The organism is Paraburkholderia caledonica NBRC 102488 (genome assembly GCF_000685095.1).
In the GTDB taxonomy this organism is placed as follows: Bacteria; Pseudomonadota; Gammaproteobacteria; order Burkholderiales; family Burkholderiaceae; genus Paraburkholderia; species Paraburkholderia caledonica.
Genome location: NZ_BAYE01000008.1, coordinates 241087 through 266306 on the forward strand (window position 1 = coordinate 241087; position 25220 = coordinate 266306).

At 60.9% G+C, this 25220-nt stretch carries 27 protein-coding genes; 12 read left to right on the forward strand and 15 right to left on the reverse strand.

Features of this window, described 5'->3' with window-relative positions; all coding sequences use genetic code 11:
* Positions 1-5: 5 nt before the first annotated feature.
* From BCA01S_RS18730 to BCA01S_RS18740, 3 genes are all read left to right on the forward strand, one after another.
* Positions 6-1646: an AMP-binding protein gene (locus BCA01S_RS18730; protein ID WP_027778225.1), complete on the forward strand. Its 1641-nt coding sequence runs from the start codon at positions 6-8 to the stop codon at positions 1644-1646.
* Between the two features lie 42 nt (positions 1647-1688).
* On the forward strand, positions 1689-2912 hold the full coding sequence (locus tag BCA01S_RS18735; protein WP_027778226.1) for a dienelactone hydrolase family protein: 1224 nt from the start codon (positions 1689-1691) through the stop codon (positions 2910-2912).
* 82 nt (positions 2913-2994) lie between these two features.
* Positions 2995-3666, forward strand: coding sequence for a glutathione S-transferase family protein (locus BCA01S_RS18740; protein ID WP_027778227.1), 672 nt, complete (start codon positions 2995-2997; stop codon positions 3664-3666).
* Between the two features lie 103 nt (positions 3667-3769).
* Here the strand turns inward: BCA01S_RS18740 and BCA01S_RS18745 are convergent, their stop codons facing one another.
* The 3 genes from BCA01S_RS18745 to BCA01S_RS35000 all read right to left on the reverse strand — a co-directional run bounded on the left by BCA01S_RS18745 (position 3770) and on the right by BCA01S_RS35000 (position 7072).
* On the reverse strand, positions 3770-4030 hold the full coding sequence (locus BCA01S_RS18745; protein WP_027778228.1) for a hypothetical protein: 261 nt from the start codon (positions 4028-4030) through the stop codon (positions 3770-3772).
* Between the two features lie 361 nt (positions 4031-4391).
* Positions 4392-4679 (reverse strand): hypothetical protein, encoded by a 288-nt coding sequence (locus BCA01S_RS18755; protein WP_042318890.1) that lies wholly within the window; start codon positions 4677-4679, stop codon positions 4392-4394.
* Entirely contained in the window at positions 4679-7072 is a 2394-nt protein-coding gene (locus BCA01S_RS35000; protein WP_052369472.1) for a DUF6531 domain-containing protein, read from the reverse strand. The genes BCA01S_RS18755 and BCA01S_RS35000 overlap by 1 nt, the downstream gene beginning before the upstream one ends.
* 467 nt (positions 7073-7539) lie before the next feature.
* On the opposite strand from BCA01S_RS35000, the gene BCA01S_RS18765 reads away from it, so the two are divergent.
* From BCA01S_RS18765 to BCA01S_RS35005, 4 genes are all read left to right on the forward strand, one after another.
* Complete coding sequence (locus tag BCA01S_RS18765; protein WP_027778230.1) at positions 7540-9051, forward strand: DHA2 family efflux MFS transporter permease subunit; 1512 nt, start codon at positions 7540-7542, stop codon at positions 9049-9051.
* Between the two features lie 131 nt (positions 9052-9182).
* Entirely contained in the window at positions 9183-10016 is an 834-nt protein-coding gene (locus BCA01S_RS18770) for an AraC family transcriptional regulator (protein ID WP_027778231.1), read from the forward strand.
* 65 nt (positions 10017-10081) lie between these two features.
* Positions 10082-10531, forward strand: a complete 450-nt coding sequence (locus BCA01S_RS18775; protein WP_042318891.1) for a DUF488 domain-containing protein — start codon at positions 10082-10084, stop codon at positions 10529-10531.
* A 146-nt stretch (positions 10532-10677) separates the two neighbouring features.
* The gene (locus BCA01S_RS35005) at positions 10678-11205 is read left to right on the forward strand and encodes a GNAT family N-acetyltransferase (protein WP_042318894.1); all 528 of its coding nucleotides are present in this window, start codon (positions 10678-10680) and stop codon (positions 11203-11205) included.
* On the opposite strand, the gene BCA01S_RS18785 is transcribed toward BCA01S_RS35005, so the two are convergent.
* The 3 genes from BCA01S_RS18785 to pdxR all read right to left on the reverse strand — a co-directional run bounded on the left by BCA01S_RS18785 (position 11112) and on the right by pdxR (position 13887).
* Positions 11112-11711 (reverse strand): flavin reductase family protein, encoded by a 600-nt coding sequence (locus BCA01S_RS18785; RefSeq protein ID WP_027778233.1) that lies wholly within the window; start codon positions 11709-11711, stop codon positions 11112-11114. The genes BCA01S_RS35005 and BCA01S_RS18785 overlap by 94 nt on opposite strands.
* 66 nt (positions 11712-11777) lie before the next feature.
* Entirely contained in the window at positions 11778-12176 is a 399-nt protein-coding gene (locus BCA01S_RS18790; RefSeq protein WP_027778234.1) for a hypothetical protein, read from the reverse strand.
* 199 nt (positions 12177-12375) lie between these two features.
* The gene (pdxR, locus tag BCA01S_RS18795; protein WP_027778235.1) at positions 12376-13887 is read right to left on the reverse strand and encodes a MocR-like pyridoxine biosynthesis transcription factor PdxR; all 1512 of its coding nucleotides are present in this window, start codon (positions 13885-13887) and stop codon (positions 12376-12378) included.
* 117 nt (positions 13888-14004) lie between these two features.
* Here pdxR and BCA01S_RS18800 point away from each other — a divergent pair, with 117 nt between their 5' ends.
* On the forward strand, positions 14005-14742 hold the full coding sequence (locus BCA01S_RS18800; RefSeq protein ID WP_027778236.1) for a GNAT family N-acetyltransferase: 738 nt from the start codon (positions 14005-14007) through the stop codon (positions 14740-14742).
* A 39-nt stretch (positions 14743-14781) separates the two neighbouring features.
* Here the strand turns inward: BCA01S_RS18800 and BCA01S_RS18805 are convergent, their stop codons facing one another.
* Positions 14782-15321: a GNAT family N-acetyltransferase gene (locus BCA01S_RS18805; protein WP_027778237.1), complete on the reverse strand. Its 540-nt coding sequence runs from the start codon at positions 15319-15321 to the stop codon at positions 14782-14784.
* A gap of 119 nt (positions 15322-15440) precedes the next feature.
* Positions 15441-16307, reverse strand: coding sequence for a LysR family transcriptional regulator (locus BCA01S_RS18815; RefSeq protein ID WP_020068737.1), 867 nt, complete (start codon positions 16305-16307; stop codon positions 15441-15443).
* Positions 16308-16443: 136 nt separating this feature from the next.
* On the opposite strand from BCA01S_RS18815, the gene BCA01S_RS18820 reads away from it, so the two are divergent.
* The 3 genes from BCA01S_RS18820 to BCA01S_RS18830 all read left to right on the forward strand — a co-directional run bounded on the left by BCA01S_RS18820 (position 16444) and on the right by BCA01S_RS18830 (position 18722).
* Positions 16444-17388, forward strand: a complete 945-nt coding sequence (locus BCA01S_RS18820; RefSeq protein ID WP_027778238.1) for an AEC family transporter — start codon at positions 16444-16446, stop codon at positions 17386-17388.
* Positions 17389-17513: 125 nt separating this feature from the next.
* Positions 17514-18092: a DUF4337 domain-containing protein gene (locus BCA01S_RS18825; RefSeq protein WP_027778239.1), complete on the forward strand. Its 579-nt coding sequence runs from the start codon at positions 17514-17516 to the stop codon at positions 18090-18092.
* Between the two features lie 12 nt (positions 18093-18104).
* Entirely contained in the window at positions 18105-18722 is a 618-nt protein-coding gene (locus BCA01S_RS18830; RefSeq protein ID WP_027778240.1) for a LysE family translocator, read from the forward strand.
* Positions 18723-18841: 119 nt separating this feature from the next.
* Here BCA01S_RS18830 and BCA01S_RS18835 read toward each other — a convergent pair whose 3' ends face one another.
* The 4 genes from BCA01S_RS18835 to BCA01S_RS18850 all read right to left on the reverse strand — a co-directional run bounded on the left by BCA01S_RS18835 (position 18842) and on the right by BCA01S_RS18850 (position 21476).
* Positions 18842-20116, reverse strand: coding sequence for an RNA polymerase sigma factor (locus tag BCA01S_RS18835; RefSeq protein ID WP_027778241.1), 1275 nt, complete (start codon positions 20114-20116; stop codon positions 18842-18844).
* 4 nt (positions 20117-20120) lie between these two features.
* On the reverse strand, positions 20121-20528 hold the full coding sequence (locus tag BCA01S_RS18840; RefSeq protein WP_027778242.1) for a VOC family protein: 408 nt from the start codon (positions 20526-20528) through the stop codon (positions 20121-20123).
* A 29-nt stretch (positions 20529-20557) separates the two neighbouring features.
* Positions 20558-20971 (reverse strand): YciI family protein, encoded by a 414-nt coding sequence (locus BCA01S_RS18845; protein ID WP_027778243.1) that lies wholly within the window; start codon positions 20969-20971, stop codon positions 20558-20560.
* A gap of 151 nt (positions 20972-21122) precedes the next feature.
* Positions 21123-21476 carry a YciI family protein gene (locus BCA01S_RS18850; RefSeq protein ID WP_020068730.1) on the reverse strand — a complete coding sequence of 118 codons (354 nt, stop codon included), beginning with the start codon at positions 21474-21476 and terminating at the stop codon, positions 21123-21125.
* A 543-nt stretch (positions 21477-22019) separates the two neighbouring features.
* On the opposite strand from BCA01S_RS18850, the gene BCA01S_RS18855 reads away from it, so the two are divergent.
* Positions 22020-22661: a hypothetical protein gene (locus tag BCA01S_RS18855; protein ID WP_027778244.1), complete on the forward strand. Its 642-nt coding sequence runs from the start codon at positions 22020-22022 to the stop codon at positions 22659-22661.
* Positions 22662-22727: 66 nt separating this feature from the next.
* Here BCA01S_RS18855 and BCA01S_RS18860 read toward each other — a convergent pair whose 3' ends face one another.
* The 3 genes from BCA01S_RS18860 to BCA01S_RS18875 form a co-directional block, all read right to left on the reverse strand.
* On the reverse strand, positions 22728-23201 hold the full coding sequence (locus BCA01S_RS18860; protein WP_027778245.1) for a hypothetical protein: 474 nt from the start codon (positions 23199-23201) through the stop codon (positions 22728-22730).
* An 849-nt stretch (positions 23202-24050) separates the two neighbouring features.
* On the reverse strand, positions 24051-24320 hold the full coding sequence (locus BCA01S_RS18870) for a DUF1488 family protein (protein WP_027778246.1): 270 nt from the start codon (positions 24318-24320) through the stop codon (positions 24051-24053).
* Positions 24321-24429: 109 nt separating this feature from the next.
* Entirely contained in the window at positions 24430-24843 is a 414-nt protein-coding gene (locus BCA01S_RS18875; RefSeq protein WP_027778247.1) for a hypothetical protein, read from the reverse strand.
* Positions 24844-25220 lie beyond the last annotated feature (377 nt).

Below are 25220 nucleotides of genomic sequence, written 5' to 3' on the forward strand. Positions count from 1 at the left end.
CCACGATGGAACCGTCAGCACACGTCGATACCTTCGCGCGCGACAATCTTCCGCCGCAGGATCAATGGCCTGTATTTCTGCTGCACAATCCGGATGTCGCTTATCCGGCGCGTTTCAACTGCGCGACGGAACTTCTGGATAGGACGATCGAAGCGGGTCATGGCGAGCGTGCGGCTATCTGGTCGCTGGTCGACGACGAGCCGCGTGCTACGAGCTACAAAGAATTGCTTGCGATGGTCAATCGCAGCGCGCACGTGCTTGTCGATGAAATGGGTTTGCAACCGGGCAATCGCATTCTGTTGCGAGGGCCAAATACATTGCAAATGGCGGTTGCTGCACTCGCTGCGCTGAAAGTGGGCCTGGTTGCCGTGCCGACCATGCCGCTCCTGCGCGCGAAAGAGTTGAAGCAGATTATTGTAAAGGCGCAAGTAAGCGCGGCGCTCTGCGATGCACGCCTGACCGAAGAACTCGCGCGTTGCAGCGATCCTCAGGACGAATTTTATTGTGCTGAGCTAAAGCAAACGCTGCTGTTTCATGACGATGCAGTGGATTCACTCGACACGCTTGCGATCAACAAACCCGCTGACTTCGCCGCATGCGATACGGCAGCCGACGACGTGTGTCTGATCGCCTTCACGAGCGGCACGACGGGCGCGCCGAAAGGCTGCATGCATTTTCATCGCGACGTGCTCGCCATGTGCGATCTGTTTCCGCGTCATGTGCTGAAGCCTTCGGCGAGCGACATATTTTGCGGCACGCCGCCGCTCGCTTTCACATTCGGGCTCGGCGGCTTGCTATGTTTTCCGTTGCGCGTGGGGGCGTCGACGGTATTGATCGAGAAGCTCACGCCTGAGACGTTATTGCAGACCGTCGAGCGCTTTCACGCAACCATCATGTTCACGGCGCCGACTTTCTATCGGCAGATGGCACCGCTCGTCGCGCGTCACGATGTGTCGAGCTTGCAGAAAACCGTGTCGGCCGGCGAGGCGTTGCCCGATTCGACACGGCGGCTGTGGCGCGACGCTACTGGCATCGACATGATCGACGGTATCGGCGGCACCGAGCTGATCCACATTTTTGTCTCGGCGCAGGGCGACGAGATTCGTCCGCATGCAATTGGCCGCGCGGTGCCGGGCTACGTCGTGCAAGCCGTGGACGACGCAATGCAACCCGTTGCGCCCGGCACGATAGGCAAGCTAGCGGTGCGCGGGCCGACAGGTTGTCGTTATCTCGCAGACGAACGGCAAATGAAATTCGTGCGCGACGGCTGGAATTTGCCTGGCGATTCGGTATATCTCGACGCGGACGGCTATGTCTTCTATCAGGCACGCGCCGACGACATGATCGTCTCAGCCGGCTACAACATTTCGGGTCCTGAGGTAGAAAGCGTTTTGCTGCAACACGAAGCGGTGGCCGAATGCGGCGTAATAGGCGTGCCGGATGAAACGCGCGGGCAAATCGTGAAGGCGTTCGTGGTGCTGAACCCCGGCTTCACTCGCGACGACAATCTCGTCGCGCAACTGCAGGACTTCGTGAAGAATACGGTGGCGCCTTACAAGTATCCACGCGTGGTCGCTTTTGTCGATTCACTGCCGCGCACCGAAACAGGTAAGCTCAAGCGCTTCGAATTGCGCACGATGGCGTAGCCTCTTCCTCGCTATTCCTCGCAAACCTCAGGAGACAAACGCATGGCCGGCTCTTTCATTGAAGTCGTCGCCCAGGACGGCGGCCGTTTCAACGCATACGTTGCTCGTCCCGCGCAAGGCTCGGGCCCCGGGCTCGTTCTGTTGCAGGAAATTTTCGGCGTCAACGACACCATGAAGGCGACGGCCGACCGCTTCGCCGAGGAAGGCTACGTGGTGCTGGTGCCCGATCTCTTCTGGCGGATAGAGCCAGGCATCGAACTGGGTTATGGCGAAGCCGACATGAAGCAGGCGCTCGCCTACCTCAATCAGTTCGACACCAATCTGGCGGTGGACGATATCGCGGCCACCATTGCCGCACTGCGCGCGATGCCCGAGCAGGCCGGCAAGGTCGGCGCAGTCGGGTACTGCCTGGGCGGCAAGCTCGCGTTCTTGAGCGCGGCGCGCACCGACGTCGATTGCGCAGTGAGCTACTACGGCGTGGGTCTCGATGCCTATCTGGACGAAGTGCCGGCCGTGCGCTGTCCTATGGTGTTTCATTTCCCCGAAAACGACGCGCTCTGCCCGCCTGAAACCCGCGAACGAATCAGCGCTGCATTGCGCGCGCGTCCGCAAATCGAGCAGTATGTGTACCCCGGTTGCGATCATGCGTTCGCGGCGCCCGCGCGTCCGCAATACGACAAGCCCGCGGCAATGATGGCGTATTCGCGAACGCTTGCGCTACTGCGTAAAGTGCTGGGACCGGTCTACGATCTGAACGCGCTGTGGGAGGCGCATTGCTATCACGAGTTCGCCACGCGCGACGTGGAAGCGGTCATGCCGACAATGGTCGCGCAGCCTTACGTCAATCACGTGCCGACCATGACAGGCGGTGTCGGCCACGACAACCTCAAGCGGTTCTATACCCATCACTTCGTCAACTCGAATCCAGCTGATACAAAGCTGATTCCGATTTCGCGGACCATCGGCGCAGATCGTATCGTCGACGAATTCATTTTCAGCTGCACGCATGACTGCGAAATCGACTGGCTGCTGCCGGGCGTTGCGCCAACGGGAAAGTATTTCGAAGTGCCGATGCTGGCGGTCGTGTGCTTCCGCGGCGACAAGCTTTATAACGAGCATATTTACTGGGATCAGGCTAGCGTGCTCGTGCAGGTGGGCTTGCTCGATCCGAAGGGACTGCCCGTGGCCGGCATTGAAAGCGCACGCAAATTGCTCGACGAAACGTTACCTTCGAACGAATTAATGGGAAGCAAGTCGCGAGTGTGACCAGGTCGGCAAGCTGCTAGAGGCCTGCCTCTGCGCAATATCCTTATGATGTGACGTTCCATTGGCCACCATCTATCGACCCATGCTGACCGTCCATCATTTGAATAACTCCCGCTCGCAACGCGTCTTGTGGCTGCTCGAAGAACTCGGCGTGCCGTACGAGGTGAAGCGTTACGAGCGCGATCCGAAAACCATGCTCGCGCCGCCCGAGTTACGCGCGGTGCATCCGCTCGGCAAATCGCCCGTCATTACCGATGACGGGCAGACCATTGCAGAGTCAGGCGCGATTGTCGAGTATCTGGTGGAGAAGTATGGGCAGGGGCGTTTTGCGCCCGCGCAAGGCACGCCTGAGCGTTTGCGTTACACGTACTGGCTGCATTACGCGGAAGGCTCGGCAATGCCGCCGTTGCTGCTCAAGCTGATCGCAGGGCGCATCGCGAGTGCGCCGATGCCTTTCTTTGCAAAGCCGATTGCGCGAAAGATCGCGGCTACGCTGCAAACAGGGTTTGTCGACCCGCAATTGAAGCTGCATTTTGGATATATCGAGAAGGAATTGACAAAGAGCCCGTGGTTCGCCGGCAATGAGTTCACGGCCGCCGACGTACAGATGAGTTTCCCGCTCGAGGCGGCTACTGCGCGCGGCGGAATGGCGTGGCCGGCGGTCACCGCGTTCTTGCAGCGGATCCATGCGCGGCCCGCATATCAGCGGGCCTTGGAGCGCGGTGGGGAGTATGGAATTGTGGGTGGGGGATGAGCGGGTGACGCCTCGGCGGGATCGATAGAAGGAGGGGCCAAGTTGTTCTTGGCCCCTCCCAGTCCGCGTGGTTTCAAGTCATCCTATTCGCGGCTACTTGCGGCTATTCGATTGGATCTTTGGTAATGTTCATGTATTGCTCGATAGCGGGTTGACCAAGTGCGATCAGGGCCAGCATTGCCGCACCGAGCCGTCGCGCGAATGCATCGTCAAGGTTAAATTTGTGCTCGTCGAGCAGAACAGGAATTTCGAGCGAGCCTGCCACGACAGACGTTAGTTTGGCTCGATCAATGGCCTGTAAGGAGAACTCTTGACGGTCTTCGAGGTAGGTCAGAACTACAGAATATGGTGGATGGTTAGCCATTAATAATCTCTACATTCTTGATAGATTTGAAATGCCTTTTGCTTGCACAGAGCGATGGCTCGCGCCGCCCGAGTTACGCGCGGTGCATCCGCTCGGCAAATCGCCGGAAGGTCGCCAGAGTCGTGGGGACTACTATGAACGAATTCGCCGACCAGTCGTTATACCCGGGTTTGGGCGATGTCTTCTACGCGCAGCGGATAAGGCTGATGGTCGAAAGGGTCTTATCGAGGCAGTCGGTATGACCAGTCTATGGAATCGCAAACTCACGCATTGTTCGATAACCGGCTAGCCGAGCGCGATGAGAAGCAAAAAGGGCAGACAACCTGTCCGCCCTTCTTACTTACGGCTCCGAGTCACTTTCTTATGAATTGTTGCCTGGAGGACTTGGCAGGCTGCCGGTCGGGTCTTGCGTAACCCTCATGTATTGCTTAATGCCCGGTTGACCCAAAGCGATGAGGTTGAGCATGGCGACTCCAAGCCGTCGAGCGAACTCGTCGTCAATCGTTGAGTCGCCTTCATCCCAAACAGGCAGCTCCATTCTTTCAGCCAACAGCGGAGCGAGCTTTGCAACTTCTACGGTATGTACGACCAACTGTTTAGGATCGTTCGTGTAGCTTAAGACTACGTCGTACGGTTGATGTTTCGCCATCAGAATCCTCGGCATGTTTGGTATCTTTGGAATGCTCGCACCCGGCACAGCGCGAGACGTCTGGCATCGAGCATTGGCTTGTAAATTGCCGTGCACTCGTCCATATCGTTTTCATATTGTGCATAGCATTCGCTCTCATGAGCTTCCCTTCCGCTGCACTTTACCACTCCACCGCCATCGCCTCCGGCTGCAAAGAGAGCGCCATAAAGCACCGCCCTTTTTGCAGAAGCCGTGAGGTCAGGCACGAGAGTTGGATAAGGAACCTGCGATTGATCGTTCAGCATCAGCTCTGAGGCCTCGCTCCACTTAGGCAGCGTCGCGCTCAACTCATCGCCGAAAAGCTTGCCCGCGAGCTTGGCTTTCCACGTCATGTAGCATTCGACGCAGAGCGGTGGAATAGATGTGTTCGATCCAGACCTGAGTCCGGTGACATTTGCAGGCGGCGAAATCGGATCATTACCTAGCTCCCAGTTGGTGAGCCAGACATCGATTTCGGCATCGCTGATGGTCTGCGGAAAACCTCCGTTCGTTGAAACTATCGCCGTACGCTTCGATACGCTGCCGTCCGGACCGTAACCATACTGAACCGCCAGATAGCGCGTCTGCTGGCCGTTGGCAGCGCTCGGTTTCTCGTTGTATTCGAAAGAAGATACACGCCCGCGCACGTCGTAGCTGATGCCTGCCTGACCGCTATTTCCTGCGATCTGCGCCGCGCGATTCGAGGCGTCACGAGCCAGCGTTCGCATTTGCCAGCCCGAGACAGCGTCGCGCGTCGTCGCGATGTTTCCTCGTATGTCGTATGTGTAACTCCAATCTTCAAGCGTCTTGCCGTCCTGCATGACTGTGGCCGACAGAAGCCGGCCGGCGCCGTCGTAACGTGCACCGACCGTCAACTGGCTGCCTGTCGCAACGGCCTGCATTCCCTGCTCGCCCGTCAGATCGGTTGTTTGAGTTTCGGCGTAACCGGTGACGTTGCCGCTCGAATCGTAGACAAAAGCCCGGACCTTACCCGGCGTAGCCACGACGTGGGGATGCAACGAAGTGCCATCGTTGTACTCAATGGTCGTCACGGTCTTTTTTGCACCGATCGTCGCGACCGCCCGGGTGGGCCGGTTCGCACTATCCCATGTGTACTGGACATCGCCATCAGGCGTCTGTCTCTGCTTCAGATTGCCGGCCGCGTCCCAGTTGCGCGTTACCATCCCGCCTGGCGTGGCGATTGAACGAGGACGCAAGCTATCGAGGACATCGAATGCGTAAGTGCTTACGCCGTACATGTCAGTAAGCGTCGCGCTGCCGCGACCGTAGCTGAACGTCGTATTGCGCGTCGTATCGGGATGTGTGACGGAGATCGCGCGTCCGCTGTCGTCATAGGTCCACGTTGCAGTTCGAGACCCCGATTCGTCCTTGATTCCAGTCAAAGCGTTGGGGAAGCGCGCATCTTCGTACAGGTACTGATGAACATAACCGTCAGGTTGCGTCACCGAAGCAAGATTTCCTTTGGCATCGTACGAATACCTCGTGGTTTGACCGGACGGACGTACCATGCTCGTTATGCGGTCGCTACTGTCGTATGTCAGAGAGATTGTCATTGACGACTGCGCCGTGTTGTCGACGGGCCATTGCCCCACCGAGTCCACCCGCTGCCTGTCGTCGTACCCAAGCTTGCGAATAATGCCCGTCCGCGTACGCTCGAATTCGAACCTGCCCGTGGTATCCGAGTAACCTTCGGTGACACCGAGTAGTTCGTCTTTCAAGCTGAAGTAGCCGTCACCAGCTTTCGTCAGCGAAAGCGCCCTATTTCCTTCCGCCGTCCACGCTCCATTGCTCCAATTGAACGTCACCGGTTGCTGGTTACCACGATAGGCAACTATGTGGGGTACGCTTGCCTTCGCCCCGGCCAGATCAATCCTCCGCTGCCAGTTGTTGACCCAGTTGCGCCCCATCATGCTCTGCGCGGTGTCAAACGGCTTCGAAAGGTAGGTGCGCCTAAACACGAGAGGGGAAACATCGCCGCTAGCAAAGTCGGCTTCCGAAAGTGTGACATTGCCCTTTGCTGGCAGCACGGGATCTCCCACAGGACAGGAATCGTCCGGCTGCGGGGGAACCGGCACACCGCCGCAATAGTCTGCGATCCAGTTCGACGCATTGGGGCAGTTGTAGTAATTCATTGCGTTGTACGGATCATCGTTGCCGTTAGACATGGGTGCTGTGCCTGCCACCTGTATGGCGCAAGTCGGCGTTCGAGGAATACCCAACGACTTCTGATAGACCTGCATGCACTGCATGTAAGTGGCGGCGTTGACGTAAGTACCGAACATCAACAAATAAGACATGGCGATAAAGCGGACACGTCGATCCACCAATGCGCCTATACGTTTCCACGCGCTCATGTTTCTCCTTTTAATTGCTAGTTATGACCGGAGTCGACGTAGCAACTGTTAAGGAGATTTGAATATCTTTACATCCGACAACTCTTAAAAGTACGGTCAGCTTGCACTCGATTGAAACCAGCCCGCCATTCGTCCCTTCTCTGCGTGAGAAGTTGCCTGCGTACCTGTCGTGATTCCCGGCAACGTTAGGAAAATTGCAGAATCGGCGACTTGCGTCTGAGTCCGTCTCAAGGCAGCTTGGACATCAAAGAAAGTCCACCCGCCCAGGAATTCGTAGTTGTGACGCAAAACTCGCGAGTGCTAAACTGAAAAACCCCTCGCCCTCAACAACTTGCCATCACGTTGGTCAACATCGGGTTGATCAGCATCGCGCCGGGCGGCGGGCCCGTCCGGCATCGCATTGAAACAGCCCACCTATGCTCGAAGCCGCCGGCAATTTCAAACGATCGCGGCACAGGAGCCCTCGCATGACCCATTCCATCCACGGCAGTAAACGCTGGCTCGCGCTGATGGTGCTGTGCCTCGGTGTGCTCATGATCGTGCTGGATACGACAATCGTGAACGTCGCTTTGCCGTCCATCGCTGCGGATCTCGGCTTCACGGAAACATCGCTCGTGTGGGTCGTCAACGCGTACATGCTGACGTTCGGCGGCTGTCTGCTGCTCGGTGGACGGCTCGGCGATCTGTACGGTCATCGCAGATTGTTTCTCGGCGGCATTACGCTCTTCACCGTGGCATCGCTCGCGTGCGGCCTCGCCAACTCGCAGATCCTGCTGATCTGCGCGCGCGCCGTGCAGGGTCTGGGCGGCGCTATCGTGTCGGCCGTGTCGCTGTCGCTGATCATGAATCTGTTCACCGAGCCAGGCGAACGTGCGAAAGCGATGGGCGTGTATGGCTTCGTCTGCGCGGGCGGCGGCAGCATCGGCGTGCTGCTCGGCGGATTGCTGACCAACCTGCTGAGCTGGCATTGGATCTTCCTCGTCAATCTGCCGATTGGCATCGCCGTGTACGCGCTGTGCGTCGCACTGCTGCCGTCCGCGCGCGGTCATGCGCATGGCGAACGGCTCGACGTAGCCGGCGCCGTGTCGGTCACGGTTTCGTTGATGCTCGCCGTCTATGCCGTGGTCAACGGCAACGAAGCCGGCTGGACATCGGCGCAAACGCTCGGCTTGCTGCTCGTCGCGCTTGCGTTGCTCGCCGTGTTCCTGATCATCGAGTCGCGCGTTCAGCATCCGTTGATGCCGCTCGGGCTGTTCCGCCTGCGTAACGTGGCGACCGCGAATGTGGTCGGCGTGCTGTGGGCCGCTGCCATGTTCGCGTGGTTCTTCATTTCCGCGCTGTATTTGCAGCGCGTGCTCGGGTATCGGCCGCTGCAAGTCGGGCTCGCGTTTTTGCCGGCCAACCTCATCATGGGATTCTTTTCGCTCGGGCTGTCGGCGCGCGTGGTGATGCGCTTCGGTCTGCGTATTCCGCTCGCGGTGGGTCTGCTGGTTGCCGCGTGCGGTCTTGCGCTGTTCGCGCGCGCGCCGGTGGGCGGCAGCTTCATCGTCGATGTGTTGCCCGGCATGATGCTGCTCGGCTTCGGCGCGGGCATCGCGTTCAATCCCGTGTTGCTCGCAGCGATGAGCGACGTCGATCCCGCCGATTCGGGACTCGCGTCGGGCATCGTCAATACGTCGTTCATGATGGGCGGCGCACTCGGCCTCGCGGTGCTCGCGAGTCTCGCGGCCGCGCGCAGCGGTGACTTGCTGGCGACGCAAAACGCGCTCGCCGCGCTCAACAGCGGCTATCACGTGGCGTTTGCCTTCGGCGCGATTTTCGCGGCGGCGGCGGGCGTGATCGGCGGTGTGATGCTGCGTGCGGGACGGCCGGGCGGTGCGGATGCTGCTGCGAATGCGGATGCGGGCGATGGGCACGGCCTGGCCGCTGCCGAGCATCCGCGTTCGGCGGGGAATACGGCGGCGACGGAGAACGTTTGATCGGCGGGTGGTGCGTGGTGCGCTGCATGCAGCACGTTGCATGCGGCGCGCTGGTTGCAAAACCGGAAGCCCGATCAAACGCACGCCCTTGCGGCTGGCTATGCTGGCTTCATGCTGACATGAGAGCTGCTATGAATCCGGTTGGAAAAGCGCTGTGGTTTATCGAAAGCCACTTTGCCGACGAACTCACGCTCGACGACATCGCCCACTGTGGATGCGTGTCGCGCTTTCACCTCGCGCGTGCTTTCGAGGCGGCGACGGGCATGCCGGTCATGCGCTATGTGCGTGGGCGTCGCTTGAGCGAGGCTGCGCGGCGGCTCGCGGACGGCGCGCCGGACATACTGACGGTTGCCATTGACGCCGGTTACGGCTCTCACGAAGCATTCACGCGCGCGTTTCGCGAGCAATTCGGGCTCACGCCCGAAGCGCTGCGCGCGCGTGGTCATCTCGACAATCTTGTCATCGTGGAGCCGATCAAAATGGACGAAACTCTTCTCAGGCATCTGGAGCCGCCGCGCTTTGAGGACGGCAGGCCGTTTCTCGTCGCGGGTCTGAGCGCGCGCTATACGTGCGAGAGCGCCGCCGCGATTCCATCGCAATGGCAGCGCTTTAACGAGTACTTTGGCAAAGTGCCGGGTCAGGTGGGCGACGTCGCGTATGGCGTCTGCTACAACGCGGACGACGCCGGCAACATCGACTACCTGTGCGGCGTGGAAGTCAGCGACTTCTCGGCCTTGCCCGCCGAATTCAGCCGCTTGCGGATTGCCGCGCAGCGCTATGCGGTGTTCAGCCACCGCGAGCATGTGTCGACGGTGCGGCGCACGTGGAACACGATCTGGAACACGTGGCTGCCGGCATCGGGACACCTTCCCGCCGATGCGCCCAACTTCGAGCGCTACAACGAGAAGTTCGATCCGGTTAGCGGGATGGGCGGGTTGGAGATATGGTTGCCTTTGAAGGGCTGATCGAAGTTAATTCCCAGAATCACGAATGACCTGACCGGAAATGACGCAGCGAGGACGCCAGGCAAGTGACAAACATCGACGTTTCAACGATTGGGTTCACCAACAAGACCGCGGAGAAGTTTTTCAGCTTTCTGCCCGGGGCCGGTGTGCGAACACTGCTTGACGTCCGGCTGAACAATACATCTCAGCTGGCCGGCTTCGCAAAGAAGGCGGATTTGAAATTTTTTCTGTCTGAGCTGCTCGGCGCTGACTTTGTGGAGCTACGAGACCTGGCTCCGGAAAAAGGCATGCTGAGGCGGTATCAGGAGAGAGGAATGACGTGGGACAGTTACGCTGACGCATACACAGAGCTAATTGCCAAACGGCGCGTGGAAAGCAATCTGGATATCGCGCTGTTCGATCGCGGATGCTTGCTATGCAGTGAGGACAAACCCCACCAGTGCCACCGCCGCCTCGCAGTTGAGTACCTGAACTCGCGATGGGACAACAGGTTAAAGATCTCTCATCTTTACTAAGCACCGTTACGAGTCCGTCGCATGGAACCTCAGCGCAGTCACTGCTATGCTCGCTGTTCAAGCTAAAGGAGCGCTCGCCTACCCGACGTGCTACATGCGCGTCAGGCTCCGACACTCGATCATTCAACGCAACAACAGAACCCACCTTGACCACCCACCTCCGCCCCGCCACCGCCGCCGACGCCTCGCTCATCCTCCACTTCATCACCGAACTCGCGGTATACGAAAAGGCCGAGCACGAAGTCGTCGCCACAGTGCAAGACATCGAAGCGAGCCTCTTCTCCCCCGCAGCCACGGCCACCGCGCTCATCTGCGAAATGAACGGCGAGCCCATTGGCTTTTGCGTCTACTTCTTTTCTTACTCCACATGGCTCGGCAAAAAAGGCCTGTATCTGGAAGATCTGTACGTATCGCCGAAATCGCGCGGCAGCGGCGCGGGCAAACAGATGCTGCGCCACCTCGCGGCCATCGCATGCGAGACCGGCTGTGGCCGCTTCGAATGGAGTGTGCTCGACTGGAATGCGCCCGCGATCGGCTTCTATGAATCGATCGGCGCGAGCGCGCAAAGCGAATGGGTTCGCTACCGGCTCGCCGGCGACGCGCTCAGAGCATTTGCCGCAGGTGAAACTTCGAACGCTTCGCCCGTGGCAAAAAACGTCCCGCCGGCGACGTAATGGCAGGTGCGAAGATCGGGATCGTCGCCGAAATGCCAACGGTTGTTCGAGTACACGCGGCTGTCCGCGTACGCCGCCACCACTTCGCCGATAATCAGATCGTGACGCTGGCTGTCGTCGGGAATCACCTTGCACTCCATCCACGCGATGCAACCGGCCAGCATCGGCACATCGATTTTTTCGGCGGCAAAAGTTCCGAGTTCAAAGGCCGAAAACTTGTCGACTTCCAGCCCCGCGTTCGTGCCCACGGCCAGCGTCTGCGCGGCAAACTTGCGGCTCGGCAATTGCAGACCGAACACACCGCTTGCTTCTATCAATTGCCGGGTCAGCGTGCGGCTGTCCACTACGACCACTACCTTCGGCGGATCGAAGTCGAGCGGCATCGCCCATGAAGCCGCCATGACGTTCGAGCGGCCCTCGCGCGCGCTCGTGATGATGGTGACCGGTCCATGATTGAGTAACTGCGTGGCGCGTGGCAATGCCACCGGTTCCCGCGTAACTTTCATACTTTGTTCTGCCCGAAGGTCTGATCTGTCAGGGCGGCAACCCATGAGCCGCCGCCCTTGCATGCATCAATGCGGCGCTTTTCCGTTGGGAACGGCGTCTACCGGTTTGTGCTGCTCTTCGCCAAGCCCTGGGAAGAACGCGTTCCATGCGGCTCGTACGCCGTTCGCCGCGGTGGCCTCGGCGTCGATGGGTTCGTCGGCACCTTTGGCGTGTGCATCACCGGCGGCTTCGGCCCCGTCGGTCGCTGCTTTGGCCTCGTCTTCAGCGCCTTCACCCGCCTGCGATGGATCTGCGGAAAGCCCGCGCCAGTGCGTGAACTCATCGTCCGGCTTCTCGGTCCACTCGCCCTTGCCGAATTTGGCGAATGCCGTGTCCCCGCTCACCAATTGCACCTCGTACCAGCCGTCGCGCGCGGGCAAGTCAGCGGCCAGTTCAAACCACGGGGTCGGTTCGATTTCCTTCATGTCATCTCCAATCGGATAAATCGTCATAGAAAACCACACCAAAGGATGCTTCATGTCCGGACTGCGCAGCCGTCCGGCGGCGCGCACCAGACGGCGCGCGGAACATGATGCGGGCGATCCGTCGACATTGCCTCGTCGCAACCGCCACGCATAAACGACACGATAGCGCGACATGGGCCGCGCGGACAAACGCTAAAACTCAGGCCCGGCGCCGACGCGGTTTTTCCATGCCGGCAGCGAGCTCAGAGAGGGTCCGCACGGCCGGTGCGAGTTCCTCTGCGGAGGTATTGCCATAGCCGATCACAAGGCCGTTCGTTCCGGCGTGCGGCTCGAGCGCGAATCCGGACAGCGCACGCGGACTTAGCCCTTTCGCCAGTGCGCGCGGGATAAGTGCCTGATCGTCGATGCCCGGCGGCATGCGAAGTGTCAAATGCATGCCGCAATCGCCGCCCAGTATCTCCGACGACGCGAAGTGTTCGCTAAGCGCTTCGCGCAGTGCCTGCTGCCGCTCACGATACAGCCGTCGCATGCGGCCAAGATGCCGCCCGAATTCGCCGCTCTCCATGAAATGTGCGAGCGCAAGCTGCTCCAGCCGATGCCCGCCACGCAGCATTTCACACAAGGCTCCCTCGACGTGCGCGGCAATCGCCTGCGGCAACACGACGAAGCCGATGCGCAGCGCCGGGAACATCGTCTTGCTGAACGAGCCGACGTAGAGAACCGGCGCGTTGTCGACGAGCCCCTGCATGCTCGCAATCGGTTCCCCGGCGTAGCGGAATTCGCCGTCGTAATCGTCCTCGATCACCCATGCGCCGCAGCGGCGCGCCTCGGCGATCAATTCGAGCCGCCGCGCCACCGACAACACCGCGCCCGTCGGATACTGGTGCGCGGGCGACGTGTAGATCAGTTTCGGCGGATGCCCGCGCCAGGCGCCGGACGGCACAGACATGCCTTCCGCGTCGACGGGCATGGGCACCGTTGTCAGATCGCCCTGGTTGAACGCCGCCTTCGCGCCGCGATAACCGGGGTCCTCGATCCACGCGACATCGCCGGGATTCGTGAAGAGGCGCACGCATAGGTTCAGCGCCTCCTGCGCGCCTTCGGTAATCACTATCTGCGAGCCTTCGCAGCGCACCCCGCGCGCCATCCGCAAATGCGCGGCAATGGCGTCGCGCAACGCCGGCTCACCCGCCGGCGTGCCGTAACCGAGCGCGAGCGGCAACGCGCGCTCCATCGAACGTTCCAGCGCGCGCCGCCATGCGGCCAACGGGAAGCGGTCCAGCGCCGGTGTGCCGGGCGTGAGCGGCAACGCAGCATCCACAGGCGTGCGCGTCGCCGTGAACTGGCCGACGCGGGCCGCGTAGGCCACTTTCGGCGGGGCAGATCGTGCGGGCGGCTCGCCACGCGCCGCGCGGCTCGACAGCGGGCTTACGCGCGTGCCCTTCTTGTCCGCCACGACATAACCGACTGCCGCCAGGTGCTCATACGCAATGACCACGGTGTTGCGCGACACGCCCATTTCCGCCGAAAGCAGTCGCGACGACGGCAGCAACGACCCGGCCGGCAAGCGCCCGCCGAGAATCGCCTGCTGCAAACGCTCGATCAATTGCTTCTGCAGCGGCGCGGGCTTCTGCCCGTCGCCGATACCGGCGCCAGCCGCGAGCCCGCGGTTCGCGGCTGTATGAGCAAGCGGGCCAATAATCTCGATCATGGACGGCTGGACCTATCAGATACTGTTCGGGTGGATCTTTTTAACATACCACGATTGCCGTATCGTTCATCGTGTTCTTTGTGACCGACGATAACCCCAGACGCCAGGAGTGCGCCCATGGAACCCCGACGTAACGCGTTCGAACAGCCGATCGGAGCGCCGATGCCCGACTGGAACGGCGCGAAGCCGCCCGCGCGGACGCCGCTAGCCGGCCGCTATTGCCGGATCGAACCGGTCAACGTCGAAGCTCACGCGGCGGATCTCTTCGACGCGTACCGCTCGGCACCTGACGCCCGCGACTGGACGTATCTCGCTATAGGTCCGTTTGAAACCGTCGACGCCTATCGTGAGCATCTGACGCGCATCGCCGCGTCGGCTGATCCGCTGCACTACGCAGTGATCGACGCCGCAAGCGGGAAGGCGGTCGGCACGCTGGCGCTGATGCGCATCGATCCGGCTAACGGCGTGATCGAAGTGGGGCATGTCACCTATTCGCCGCGTCTTAAGCGAACGCGCGTGGCGACCGAAGCCATGTTTCTGCTCATGCAATACGTTTTCGACAAGCTCGGCTACCGGCGTTTCGAGTGGAAATGCGATTCGCTGAACGAGCCGTCGCGTGCTGCGGCGTTGCGCTATGGCTTCACCTTCGAGGGAATCTTCCGCCAGGCGATTGTTTACCGTCAGCGCAACCGCGACACCGCATGGTTTTCAGTTATCGACAGCGAATGGCCTGCGCTGCGTCCGAGCTATACACGTTGGCTCGGCAACACGAACTTCGACGCCGAGGGCCGGCAAATCGAGCGGCTAGCGGATCTCATCGCGCGACACAAAGCAGCGTCTCACGAAGCTCAGTGACAACCTATTTAAGGGTGAATAAGCCAGCTTCGCGCTGGCTTATGTCGTCGCACGAGCTGCGCGCCGAAGCATGATGGTCGGCTGCCCCTTGTATGTGGTGCGAAGGTGCTCGCGATAGCCGACCTTGTGCGCGACTCGCAGCGAAGCTTCATTCTGCGGCGCAATGATGCAAGCTGTCTCTGCGTCTGGCCATTTTTCGTCTGCCCAATTCAACGCGGCACGCACGGCTTCCGTCGCATAGCCGTGGCCATGTAGTGCGGGGCATAAAGCCCAGCCCATTTCCGGCGTGCCCGCCAGCGAAGGCTCGATATCGCGCTGATAATCGGCCAAGCCCACTTCGCCGATGAAACGCCCACTGTCTTTCTCGCGCACGACCCAATATCCGTAGCCGAGCATCGCCCAATGGCCGGCGTAGCGCAGCAAACGCGCCCAGACTTCTTCACGCGTAAAGGGCTTGCCGCCGATAAACCGGATCACCTCGGGATCGGACCACATCGCGTGGCTGTCGAGGAAGTCGTCGCGCGTATGAGCGCGTAGGATCAAGCGGGCGGTGGTGAGAACAGGCGACTGTGTCGGCATTGAAAGATCAGCGGAAAGGCAAGGTTAGCTAAGGCACGTGCTTTCGATGATCGCAGATTCCTCGCCGAAAAAAATTGCGCTTGCGGTTGCACTTGCGTTTGCACTTGCGTTGTACGCACTCAAGCCAACTCCAGAAACCGCGCCAGACACGGATTCCGGTTCGCCGGCGACCATGCCAGCACCTGCTCGATCAAAGGCGCGTCCACCAGCGGCTTGAACACCACGCCGGCAAGCTGGGCCTTGCGCATGGAAGCGGGCACGAGTGCAACGCCCACGCCTTCATCGACGAGGCTCAACACTGTCTGTTGCAGCTGCACTTCAAAGCGAATGTCCGGTTCGAAGCCGCCTGAGCGGCAATGGTCAAGGATCGTCGCGCGTAACGTGGGCGCCACTTCCGCGGATGCCAGCACGAACGGCTCACCGGCAAGTTGCGCGATCTTGAGCCGCCGGGCGCGAGCCCGCGGGTGACCTCGCGATAACGCGACGCAAAGCGGCTCGCGCAAAATCGTGCGCGTGGCGAGTCCCTTATCGGGCACGTGAGGAAACATGATGGCGGCGTCGATGTGCCCCGCCACCACCTGCGCGGCCAGGTCGTTCGACACCACTTCGCGCAGATTCAGCGCGACCTCGGGGTACGCCGCGCCGAACGCCCGCGCGTAGCCGGGCACGACGTTATAGGCGGCGCACATCGTGAAGCCAATCGCGAGCTTGCCCGCGTCGCCGGACGCTGCTGCCTGCGCATTGCTCACCGCCTGTTCGACCGACGCGAGAATCGCCTTTGCATCCGCGTAAAAGCGTTCGCCCGCGGCGGTCAGCGTGACGCTGCGCGGGCTGCGCTCGACAAGCATCACGCCGAGGCTCGCTTCAAGCGCCGCGAGCTGGCGGCTCAACGGAGGCTGAGACAAGTTCAGGCGCGCCGCCGCCCGCCCGAAATGGCGCGTCTCGGCAAGCGTCACGAAATAGCGCAGCGGCTTGATGTCGATCACGTGTCCACCTGAGTCAAGCGACGATGCATAAAAGGTATCGTCGAACGTAAAAAACGGTATTTGATTGTATCAACGCAAGTCACTACGCTGACGGGTCGCCCTCTTACACGCCGTATCGCTCGCGCGCTTCCCACCGATGTTAGCCACCCTCGAGATCCTGCTCCCCGTTTTTGGCCTCATATTTGCCGGCTTCGCCTGTCGGCGGCGCGGCGTGCTCGGGCCGAACTCGGCGTCGGAACTCAATCGCTTCGTGGTCTGGCTCGCGTTACCCGCGCTGCTGTTCGACACCATGGCGCGCGCCACATGGGAGCAGCTATATCAGCCGGCGTTCGTCGTCACGTTTTCGATCGCATGCGCTGGCATTTTTGCTGTGATTCTCGTCATGCGGCTGCTGAGCGGCCGCCATCTCGCCGATGCAAGCGTCGACGCGATTGCCGCGTCGTATCCGAACACCGGCTACATCGGCTTTCCGCTCGGCATGATCGCGTTCGGCCAGGCGAGCCTGACACCCACCACGATCGCGACGATACTCGTCGCCTGTGTGTTGTTTGCAGGCGCCATCGTGTTGATCGAAATCGGCTTGCAGACCGAACGCACGCCGCACAAGCTCGGCTTGAAAGTGCTGCGCTCGCTGGCGCGCAACCCGTTGATCGTGTCGCCGATCGCGGGCGCGCTGTTTGCCGGTCTGCATGTGGCGATGCCGCCGAGCGCGGAGATGTTCCTCAAGTTGCTGAGCGGCGCGGCCAGTCCCTGCGCACTGGTGAGCCTCGGTTTGTTTCTCGCCGAAAAGCGTCCGTCCGAATCGGGTACGCGCGGCATTGCGTTGCTGCTGACGCTCGTCAAGCTGGTCGTGCAGCCGGCGCTGACATGGTGGCTCGCCGCGCGCGTCTTCCGGCTCTCGCCCGCGCTGGTCGAAATGGCGGTCGTGCTCGCGGCGCTGCCCACTGGCACCGGCCCGTTCATGCTGGCCGAGTTCTATGAGCGCGAAGCGCACATCACGTCGCGCACAATTCTGTTATCGACCGTGGGTTCTGTCGTAACGTTGTCGCTGCTGCTGCTTTGGATGGGTCATCGCACCTGAACCGAAGCAGCGAAGCACTCGCAGAAGCATGCTTCTCCATCGTCGTGACGTCACACGCTAAGATTGAGGCCGCCGGGTCCGCGCGACGCCCGGATACGACAAAAGAGTTTGCCTCGGAGAATCTGATGCCTGAAGAGTATGAAGTGCATGGTCCACACGACCACGCGGTGCAGCACGCCGGCCACCACGACGCGGACTCTTTCGGGAGCCGCATGGCCGTGATAACGGCGGTCCTCGCGACGATTGGCGCGTTGTGCGCGTACCAAAGCGGAAACAGCGAAAACCTCGCGCTGTACTACAAGAACGAAGCCGCGATCAAAAAGACCGAAGCATCGAACCAATGGAACTATTACCAGGCGAAGGGCGAAAAGCAGAACCTCGCGGAGCTGGGCGCGGCGCTGTCGGTCGCCAATTCTGACGAGCATGCAAAATTTCTCGCGGATGTCGACAAGTACAAGCAGCAAAAAGAGCCGATCCGCGCAAAGGCTGAAGCGATAGAAAAAGAGGTGCTCGACAATGACGCGAAAAGCGAGACGCTGCTGCATGGCCATCATCGCTGGGCGCAGGCTACTACGCTGATTCAGGTCGCCATCGCTCTGTGCGCGATCACGCTGCTTACGCGCAAGAAATGGTTGCGCAATGTGTCGTTCGTGGTCGCGGCAGCGGGCGTCGCGACCGGTGCAATGGCCTTTTTCTCTGCTTGATCGGAGCTTCGCGTGGTAGATAGTTCGGCCGTTCTAGGTGTGTTATCCGTGTATGTTGCCGGCGTTGTGATTCCCGGTCCGAACTTCGTTGCGGTCGCGCATAAGGCGGCCTCCGCTACACGCACCGAAGCGCTGGCGGTGGTGGCGGGCATTGTGCTCGTCAACCTGTTCTGGGCGAGCTGCGCGATTCTCGGCGTCGGCATTGTGTTCGCAGCGTTTCCGTGGCTGGCCCTCGCCGTTAAAGCGGCTGGCGCCGCTTATCTGATCTGGTTCGGCGGACGGCTGATCTTCAAGGCTTCCGCAGGCAACCCGCAACAGAATGCGCAGGCGCCTGGCGGCAGCGTCCGCCAGGCATTCGCTCAAGGCTTCGCGACGAATATCGCGAATCCAAAGTCGGTCGCGTTTTTTGCTGCGGTGTTTTCGTCCGCGGCGCCGCCGCATGAGAGCGTCGGCACTTTCGTCGCGATGCTGGGCATGGTGTTCGTCGTGGCAAGCAGCTGGTATGGCTTCGTTGCACTGACGTTGTCGCACGCGCGGATCGCGTCCGCGTACCGGCGCAGCAAGGTATGGGTCGACCGGGTGTGCGGCGGCCTGATCATCGCGTTGGGCGTGCGTCAGTTGATCCGCTAGCAGGTTCCAGTGCGCTTTCGGTGATGTCTCCCACAGTGCCTGGGAGAACGCCGTCGTCGGCGCACGGCCGCGCGCAGTGCCGTGGCTATGCCCGGTTTATGCGCACAAACTTCGGCAGCCTACTGCATCACCGCACGCGCGCGTTCGAGCAACAACTCGCGCTCGCGTGCGTTGCGCGTCATCGCGGCAGCACGTTCGAAGTCCGCGCGCGCTTCATCCATGCGACCGAGTTTCGCAAGCAGATCGCCGCGCACGCTCGGAAGCCAGTGATAGTTGGCGAGCGCCGCATCTGCCGCGAGCGCATCGACAATCTCGAGGCCTGCCGCCGGTCCGAAGGCCATACCCACCGCAACCGCGCGGTTCAATTCGACAACCGGCGACGGCGCCACCTGCGCAAGCGCGTCGTACAGCGCGACGATCTGCGCCCAATCTGTGTCTTCCGCCCGATGCGCGCGGGCATGACACGCGGCCAGCGCGGCTTGCAGCGCGTATGGCCCGCTCGCGCCGCCAAGTGCGTGCGAGGTGTTGAGCGCGGCCAGCCCGCGACGGATCAAAAGCGGGTCCCAACGGCTTCGGTCCTGATCGAGCAACAGAACGGGGCGCCCCCGTGCATCGGTGCGCGCATGCGTGCGCGACGCCTGAATTTCCATCAACGCGACGAGGCCGTGCACTTCACTTTCGTCAGGCACTAGACCGCTGAGCACGCGCCCCAGCCGCAGCGCTTCTTCGCAGAGCGCGGGGCGCATCCAGTCGTCACCAGCCGTCGCCGAATAGCCTTCGTTGAAGATCAGGTAGATCACCTGCAGCACCGACGCGAGCCTCGGCGCACGCGCTTCGGCCTGCGGCACCTCGAACGGCACCTTCGCCGCCGACAGCGTCCGCTTCGCGCGGACAATGCGCTGTGCGACGGTCGGTTCCGGCACAAGAAAAGCGCGGGCGATCTCGTCCGTCGTCAGGCCGCCGAGCAAACGCAGCGTGAGCGCGACGCGCGCGTCGGTGGACAACACCGGATGGCATGCGGTGAAGACGAGCCGCAGCAGATCGTCGCCGATATCGTCGGCACGGGCGGCGTCGAGCGCATCGACGAAATCCGGCACGACATGCGCCTCGAGCGCGTCCAGGTCGTGACCCAGCTCTTCGCGTTTGCGCGCGTGCAACGCTTCCTGCCGCAAGCGATCGAGGGCGCGGTTCTTTGCGGTCGCCATCAGCCACGCTCCGGGATTGTCGGGCACGCCCGCGTCGGGCCAATGTTCGAGCGCCGACACGAGCGCGTCTTGCGCCAGCTCTTCGGCGAGCCCGACGTCGCGCACCATCCGCGCGACGTAGGCGATGACCTTGGCGGACTCGATCCGCCAGACTGCCTCGATGGCACGGTGAGTGGCCGGTTTCGTCACAGGCTCAACCCGGCGCCTTCGCGTTGGGGTCCATGTAGATCAGCTCCCAGATATGCCCGTCGATGTCTTCGAAACCGTGGCCGTACATGAAGCCGTAGTCCTGCGGCGCACGCGGCGCGGTGCCGCCAGCAGCGAGCGCTTTGGCAACGAGCGCATCGACCTCGCCTCGACTTTCGCATGACAGGCCTACGAGCGCTTCCGTGCTCTCCTTCGGATCGCAAAGCGACTTGCGCGTGAAGGACTTGAACAGGTCTTTGACCAGCAGCATCGCGTAAAGATTTTCACCGAGGATCAAACACGCCGCCTGATCGTTGGTGAATTGCGGATCGAAATTAAAACCGAGTGCGCTGAAGAATGCCTTTGACCGATCGAGTTTATCGACCGCGAGATTGACGAAAATCTGCTTGTGCATGATGAGTCCAGTAGTCGATTGGCGTGGAATCAGCGGCGGCCCGCTTCCAGTTCACGAAAGCGCTCGAGTTCCACGCTCGGCTCGAAGACCTCGAGTTCGTAGAGCTGCCGCACCTCTATTTCGCCGTCAGCCTGTTCGCCGAACGGCGCGGGAAAACGCCGCGCCCATTCCATCGCTTCTTCGCGCGAACGTACCTGGATCAGCGTGTAGCCGGCGACCAGTTCCTTCGTCTCGGCAAACGGACCGTCGATCACCGAGCGCTTACCGCCGCTGTAGCGAACGCGCCATCCTTTCGAACTGGGCTGCAAGCCAGTGGCGTCCAGCAGCACACCTGCCTTGGCGAGTTCTTCGTGGTACGCGCCCATCGCGGCCATTAAGGACGCTTCTGGCATCTCGCCGGCTTCGCTCGCGGCAGTCGCCTTCACCAGGATCATGAATCGCATCGCGGTTACTCCTTTCGTCGTGAGGTTCGAGGATGTCTCGTTGAGCGTGGCGCGTTGGCCTGCTCTTACTCACACGACGAGCAATGCACGAGCGATTCGACAGACAGCACGGGCGCCTGGTGAAAACCCCAAGCAGACAGGCACCGATAGCCTAGGCGAAGCAGGGGCCGAGCTTGCGTACCTCGACGGTGCACCAGGTCGCCGCCGGACAGGCTTGCGCAATGGCCACCGCTTCCTCGCGCGAATCGCAATCGAGGAGGAAAAAGCCGCCGACCATTTCCTTTGCTTCTGCGAAGGGTCCGTCGACCAGTTTCGGCTGCCCGTCGCGCACCTGCACCCGCACGGCGTCGCGGGAAGAAGTGAGCGATTCGACCGCGAGCAGTTTGCCGCGCTCCTTGAGGTCGGCGGCAAAACGCACCATCTGATCGTAGACTTCACGGCCTTTCGCCTCGCCGCGCTCGATGCGCTGTTCCGGAGGCTCGACAATCAGCAGCATATAAGACATGGCGTCTCCAATTAATGAGCTGCGGACAGGCGCCCGGCAGTCGGATGGCGGAAGAAAAACGCGCTTGGGATGAGCGCGGAAAACCAGTCTAGCAAGCGCGGATCGTTCCGGTAAGCCTGAACCGCGGACTAATCGGCGGCGAACCCCACGCTTTTACGGAGACTCGTAAGCTTCAACGCATTGCGGATTCACTTTTGCCACATGGCACGCTTGCGTCGATTTGAAGTATTCTCCCAACGCGCCATCCGCCGCTATTTAAAACGGCCGTTAAAGTGTGAGAAAACACAGGTATCGCTTTCAATCCGACGACACCGCGCGAGGATTGAAAATCGCTTATCGACATAACGGGCCGATATCAAAACGAATCAGCATCGGGGATTTCATGCATCGAACGTTATTGCGCAGCGCCGTCGCGGCCGCAGTGCCTTTTGCGTTTCTTCAACTGAGCGGTTGAGGCGGCGGTTCGGGGTCCGGGCCAGGCTCGTCCAATACGCAAACTGCCACCGCGACATCTGTTACCGGCACCGTAGCGAGCGGCAGCGCATGGGTCGGCGCAAGTGTGACCTTAATGGACGCCACCTGGGCTGGTCATGGCAATCGCTGCCGTCGACCACCAGCTTCGCGCCGCCCGCGTCGAGCGGCGTGTATGCGGCGCAGTCGGTCGATGTCGGCACTGTGCCGCTCTACGCCACCTACACGGTGACGTTTTACGACAGCAACGGCGCGAAGCTCGGCGTGTCGCAGATGATGAACCCGGGTAGCCCGCTCGGCGCGGCGGCCGGTGCAACGGTGTCGTGGCCGAGTTTGCTGTCCTACTTCGAGACGCAGTTTCTTACTCCGGCCGGATCGCGTGCCGGTATTCAGTATGCGATGAGCGTCAGCTGGTCCAGCCTCGTCAACGGGCAGAGCCTCGCGTATCCGGTGAATTCGGTGCAGATTCAGGCATCCGGTCTGACCTTGGCCGGCACGAACGGCGAAGTCGACGGCTTTGCAGTGGGCACGCCGAATAACACCACGCTTGGGCAGTATCAAACGACCGTCAGCGCCGGAATCAATTCACAAGGCGTTCACACATGTACGAATTGTCCGTTCCCCGCGCCGACCTCAGGGGGTTCGCGTCTGGTTGAACTCGGCGGCAATCAGAACTGGATCAGCTATTGCGATGTGACGCAGTACAACGATTAACCGGCGCTGCAAAAAAAAACGCCCCACATGAGGCGTTTTCTATTCGCGGGATTTGCGGCTTTACAGTCAGAGCACCGCTTCGGCGATTGCTTTCGTCCGCGCGGACCGCATCAGGCCTTCGATCATTCGCGCCTGAGCGCTCGCAATCTCGCTCAACGATGCCACGGACAATTGCTCGTCCAGAATCGCGAGCGACGTGCACAGGCGTGCGTGTTCGTCGTCACTGAGCGTCCACTTGCCGGTTATCTGCTCGCGGCTGTCTAACTGGACCATGGCGGCGTGGCCGCTCTCGATATCGTCGAGAAGGTCTTCGCCGAGGCCGAGGCGCGCAAGCTCCTGCGACACGAGCAAGTGCCGGCTCAACGACATGTGCAGATCGCGCGAGCCGTGACCGTGCTCGAACGCGTCGAGCGCCGCGTAGCACTGCAGAAGCATCGCAGCGGTAACCGGCTCGTGCGTGCTACGGCTTTGAGTCAGCGCACGCAACAGCGGCGACATGGCCGGCGAATTGTGTTTGCGGACTCGCGATTTACTGGACATAGGTTTCACCTCCTTCGCTAACTCTCGGCTTCGTCGCACGATCGGTATGATCTCCCGCGACGACTGCCGCCGATGCGCCGGCGGCTGAACAGCCTCTAATGTGAGTCTGTGTAAGCATGATGGCAAGCGAATATTAAGTCCGGCTTAAAACGCGAAGGTCGCGTGCCTTCATCGCATCGACGAAAAAAAACCCTGTTCCCGCGAGAGAACAGGGCCGGACAGGATGGAAGAGTCGTGCTCGCGCGTGGATGCTCGCCGACCTGTAACCATCGAAACTGAAACGCTGTTACTGCCAATCTTGCTACTTATGTTGCTGCTGCGAAGACATCTTCTGAACTTGTACTGCTACTGCTGAGACTTTCGTTGCGACTTCAACTGTTACTGGAAAACGGTCGTTGCCAGGTCAACTACTACCAGCACTGCAAAAACGGTTGTTGCTACTTCACCTGCTACTGCGCCATTGCTTTGCTTCTACTTCGTGCTGCGTTACTGCCCTGCCGCGTCGAACACCGCGGCAAACTGCCATCAACGGTACGGTTCAAAACAACGCGGGGGAAGACCGCGTCGATGGGGCTCGGTGATTTGTCGCTCCATGTAAAACAGTTTATGCGAGCGAGCGCCCAGGCAATTGGGCAAAAGGAAGGGATTTGCCGCGCCAGTTTAACGAATCGGCGTAACAATCGGGGACGCATGCAGGAGGGATGCCGGAACCGCGTGAACGACTCACACGCGAATGGCGAACAAGCAGGCGAGCGAGGGCGCTATCGAGCGCCCGCTCGCACAAGATTCAGCGCGACGAGAGCGCACGCAACGTCATGACGACGATGCGTGCACGGCGATGAACCGTCATTAGCGCGCGGCAAAATCGCTGATCGTCAACAGGACTCTATCGCCCGGACGTGCCAGCATCTTTCTTTCCGCGACAGCAGTGATGCGTTTGCGGCCATCCGCAAACGTTTTCAGCATGCGGTCCTCGGCAGCGCCGCGCTGCAGCCAGAAATGCTGCTCCAGCGCTTCGCGCGTTACCGCGCATTCGAGGTCTCGTCCTCGCGCCGAAAGCTGGAAAATCACCGCGCGCCCGTCAGCCGAGACGCTAGGTTCAAGCTCGATAATCTCCATGGCCCACCTCGCAAAGTTGGTTATGCCGTCCGCCGTACTGAAACGGACAACACCGAACAAAACTGAATAGACACGCAAACCGGCGCCGATCTTTCGGCTGATGAATTCCCTACTGTGCTGCCGCTATGTTCATCGTAAGCGAACGCAGCGGCGCGTGCATGTCCGCATCTCCCGGCAACACCGCCGACGTAGACGCGGGCCGGGCTGCGAGACGAAGCGCCGGAGCAAACACCAGCGCGGTGGCCGCCGCCGGCATGTGCGCCCGATCGCTCAGCCACCTTGAGCGTTTCCGGCAGAACTCATGCAATAGGGTACTCAAGCCTTCGGACATCGCGTGTGTCCCGCCGCGCACTTCGCGCAACGCGGACGAAATCGCAAACCAGGAATGCGGCGGCCGGAGTTCGTGGCACACCACACCGCGTGAATCGGCGAAACGCAGGCAGCCTGTGTCGGGGTAGAAGACGAGCGTCATCGCGTCGCCATCTATCGCGCGCGTCAGAACATGTGGTTTCGTGTTCAGCATTGTTCGTTGTATGCCAAGTGGCGCCGTTTCCCCGGCGTTTCGGCGTGTCGCGCGCGAAGTCTCGAACTCGCGTGCGTAGCAATCCGCGGGTAGGGCAAAAGCAAGGCACATGCCAATCAGCGCTAAACGTGCTGCGCTCATGCTTCGGCGACCCGCAGAACGCGCTTGCATAGCGTGTCGCGCGAGCGGCAAACATCGGCGGCGCCTGATGCATCGCGGCTAAAGTCGCGGCGCCGCTTCCGGCTTTCGTGACTCGCGCGAGCGGCGACCAACCCGCATTCTCTGCGCGAACGCGCGCATGGGAACAAGCTAGCATGGTAAAAAAGCACTGGCAGCGTGACAATTCGCGCCCATTCTTACTAACCGGCTCCGCACAC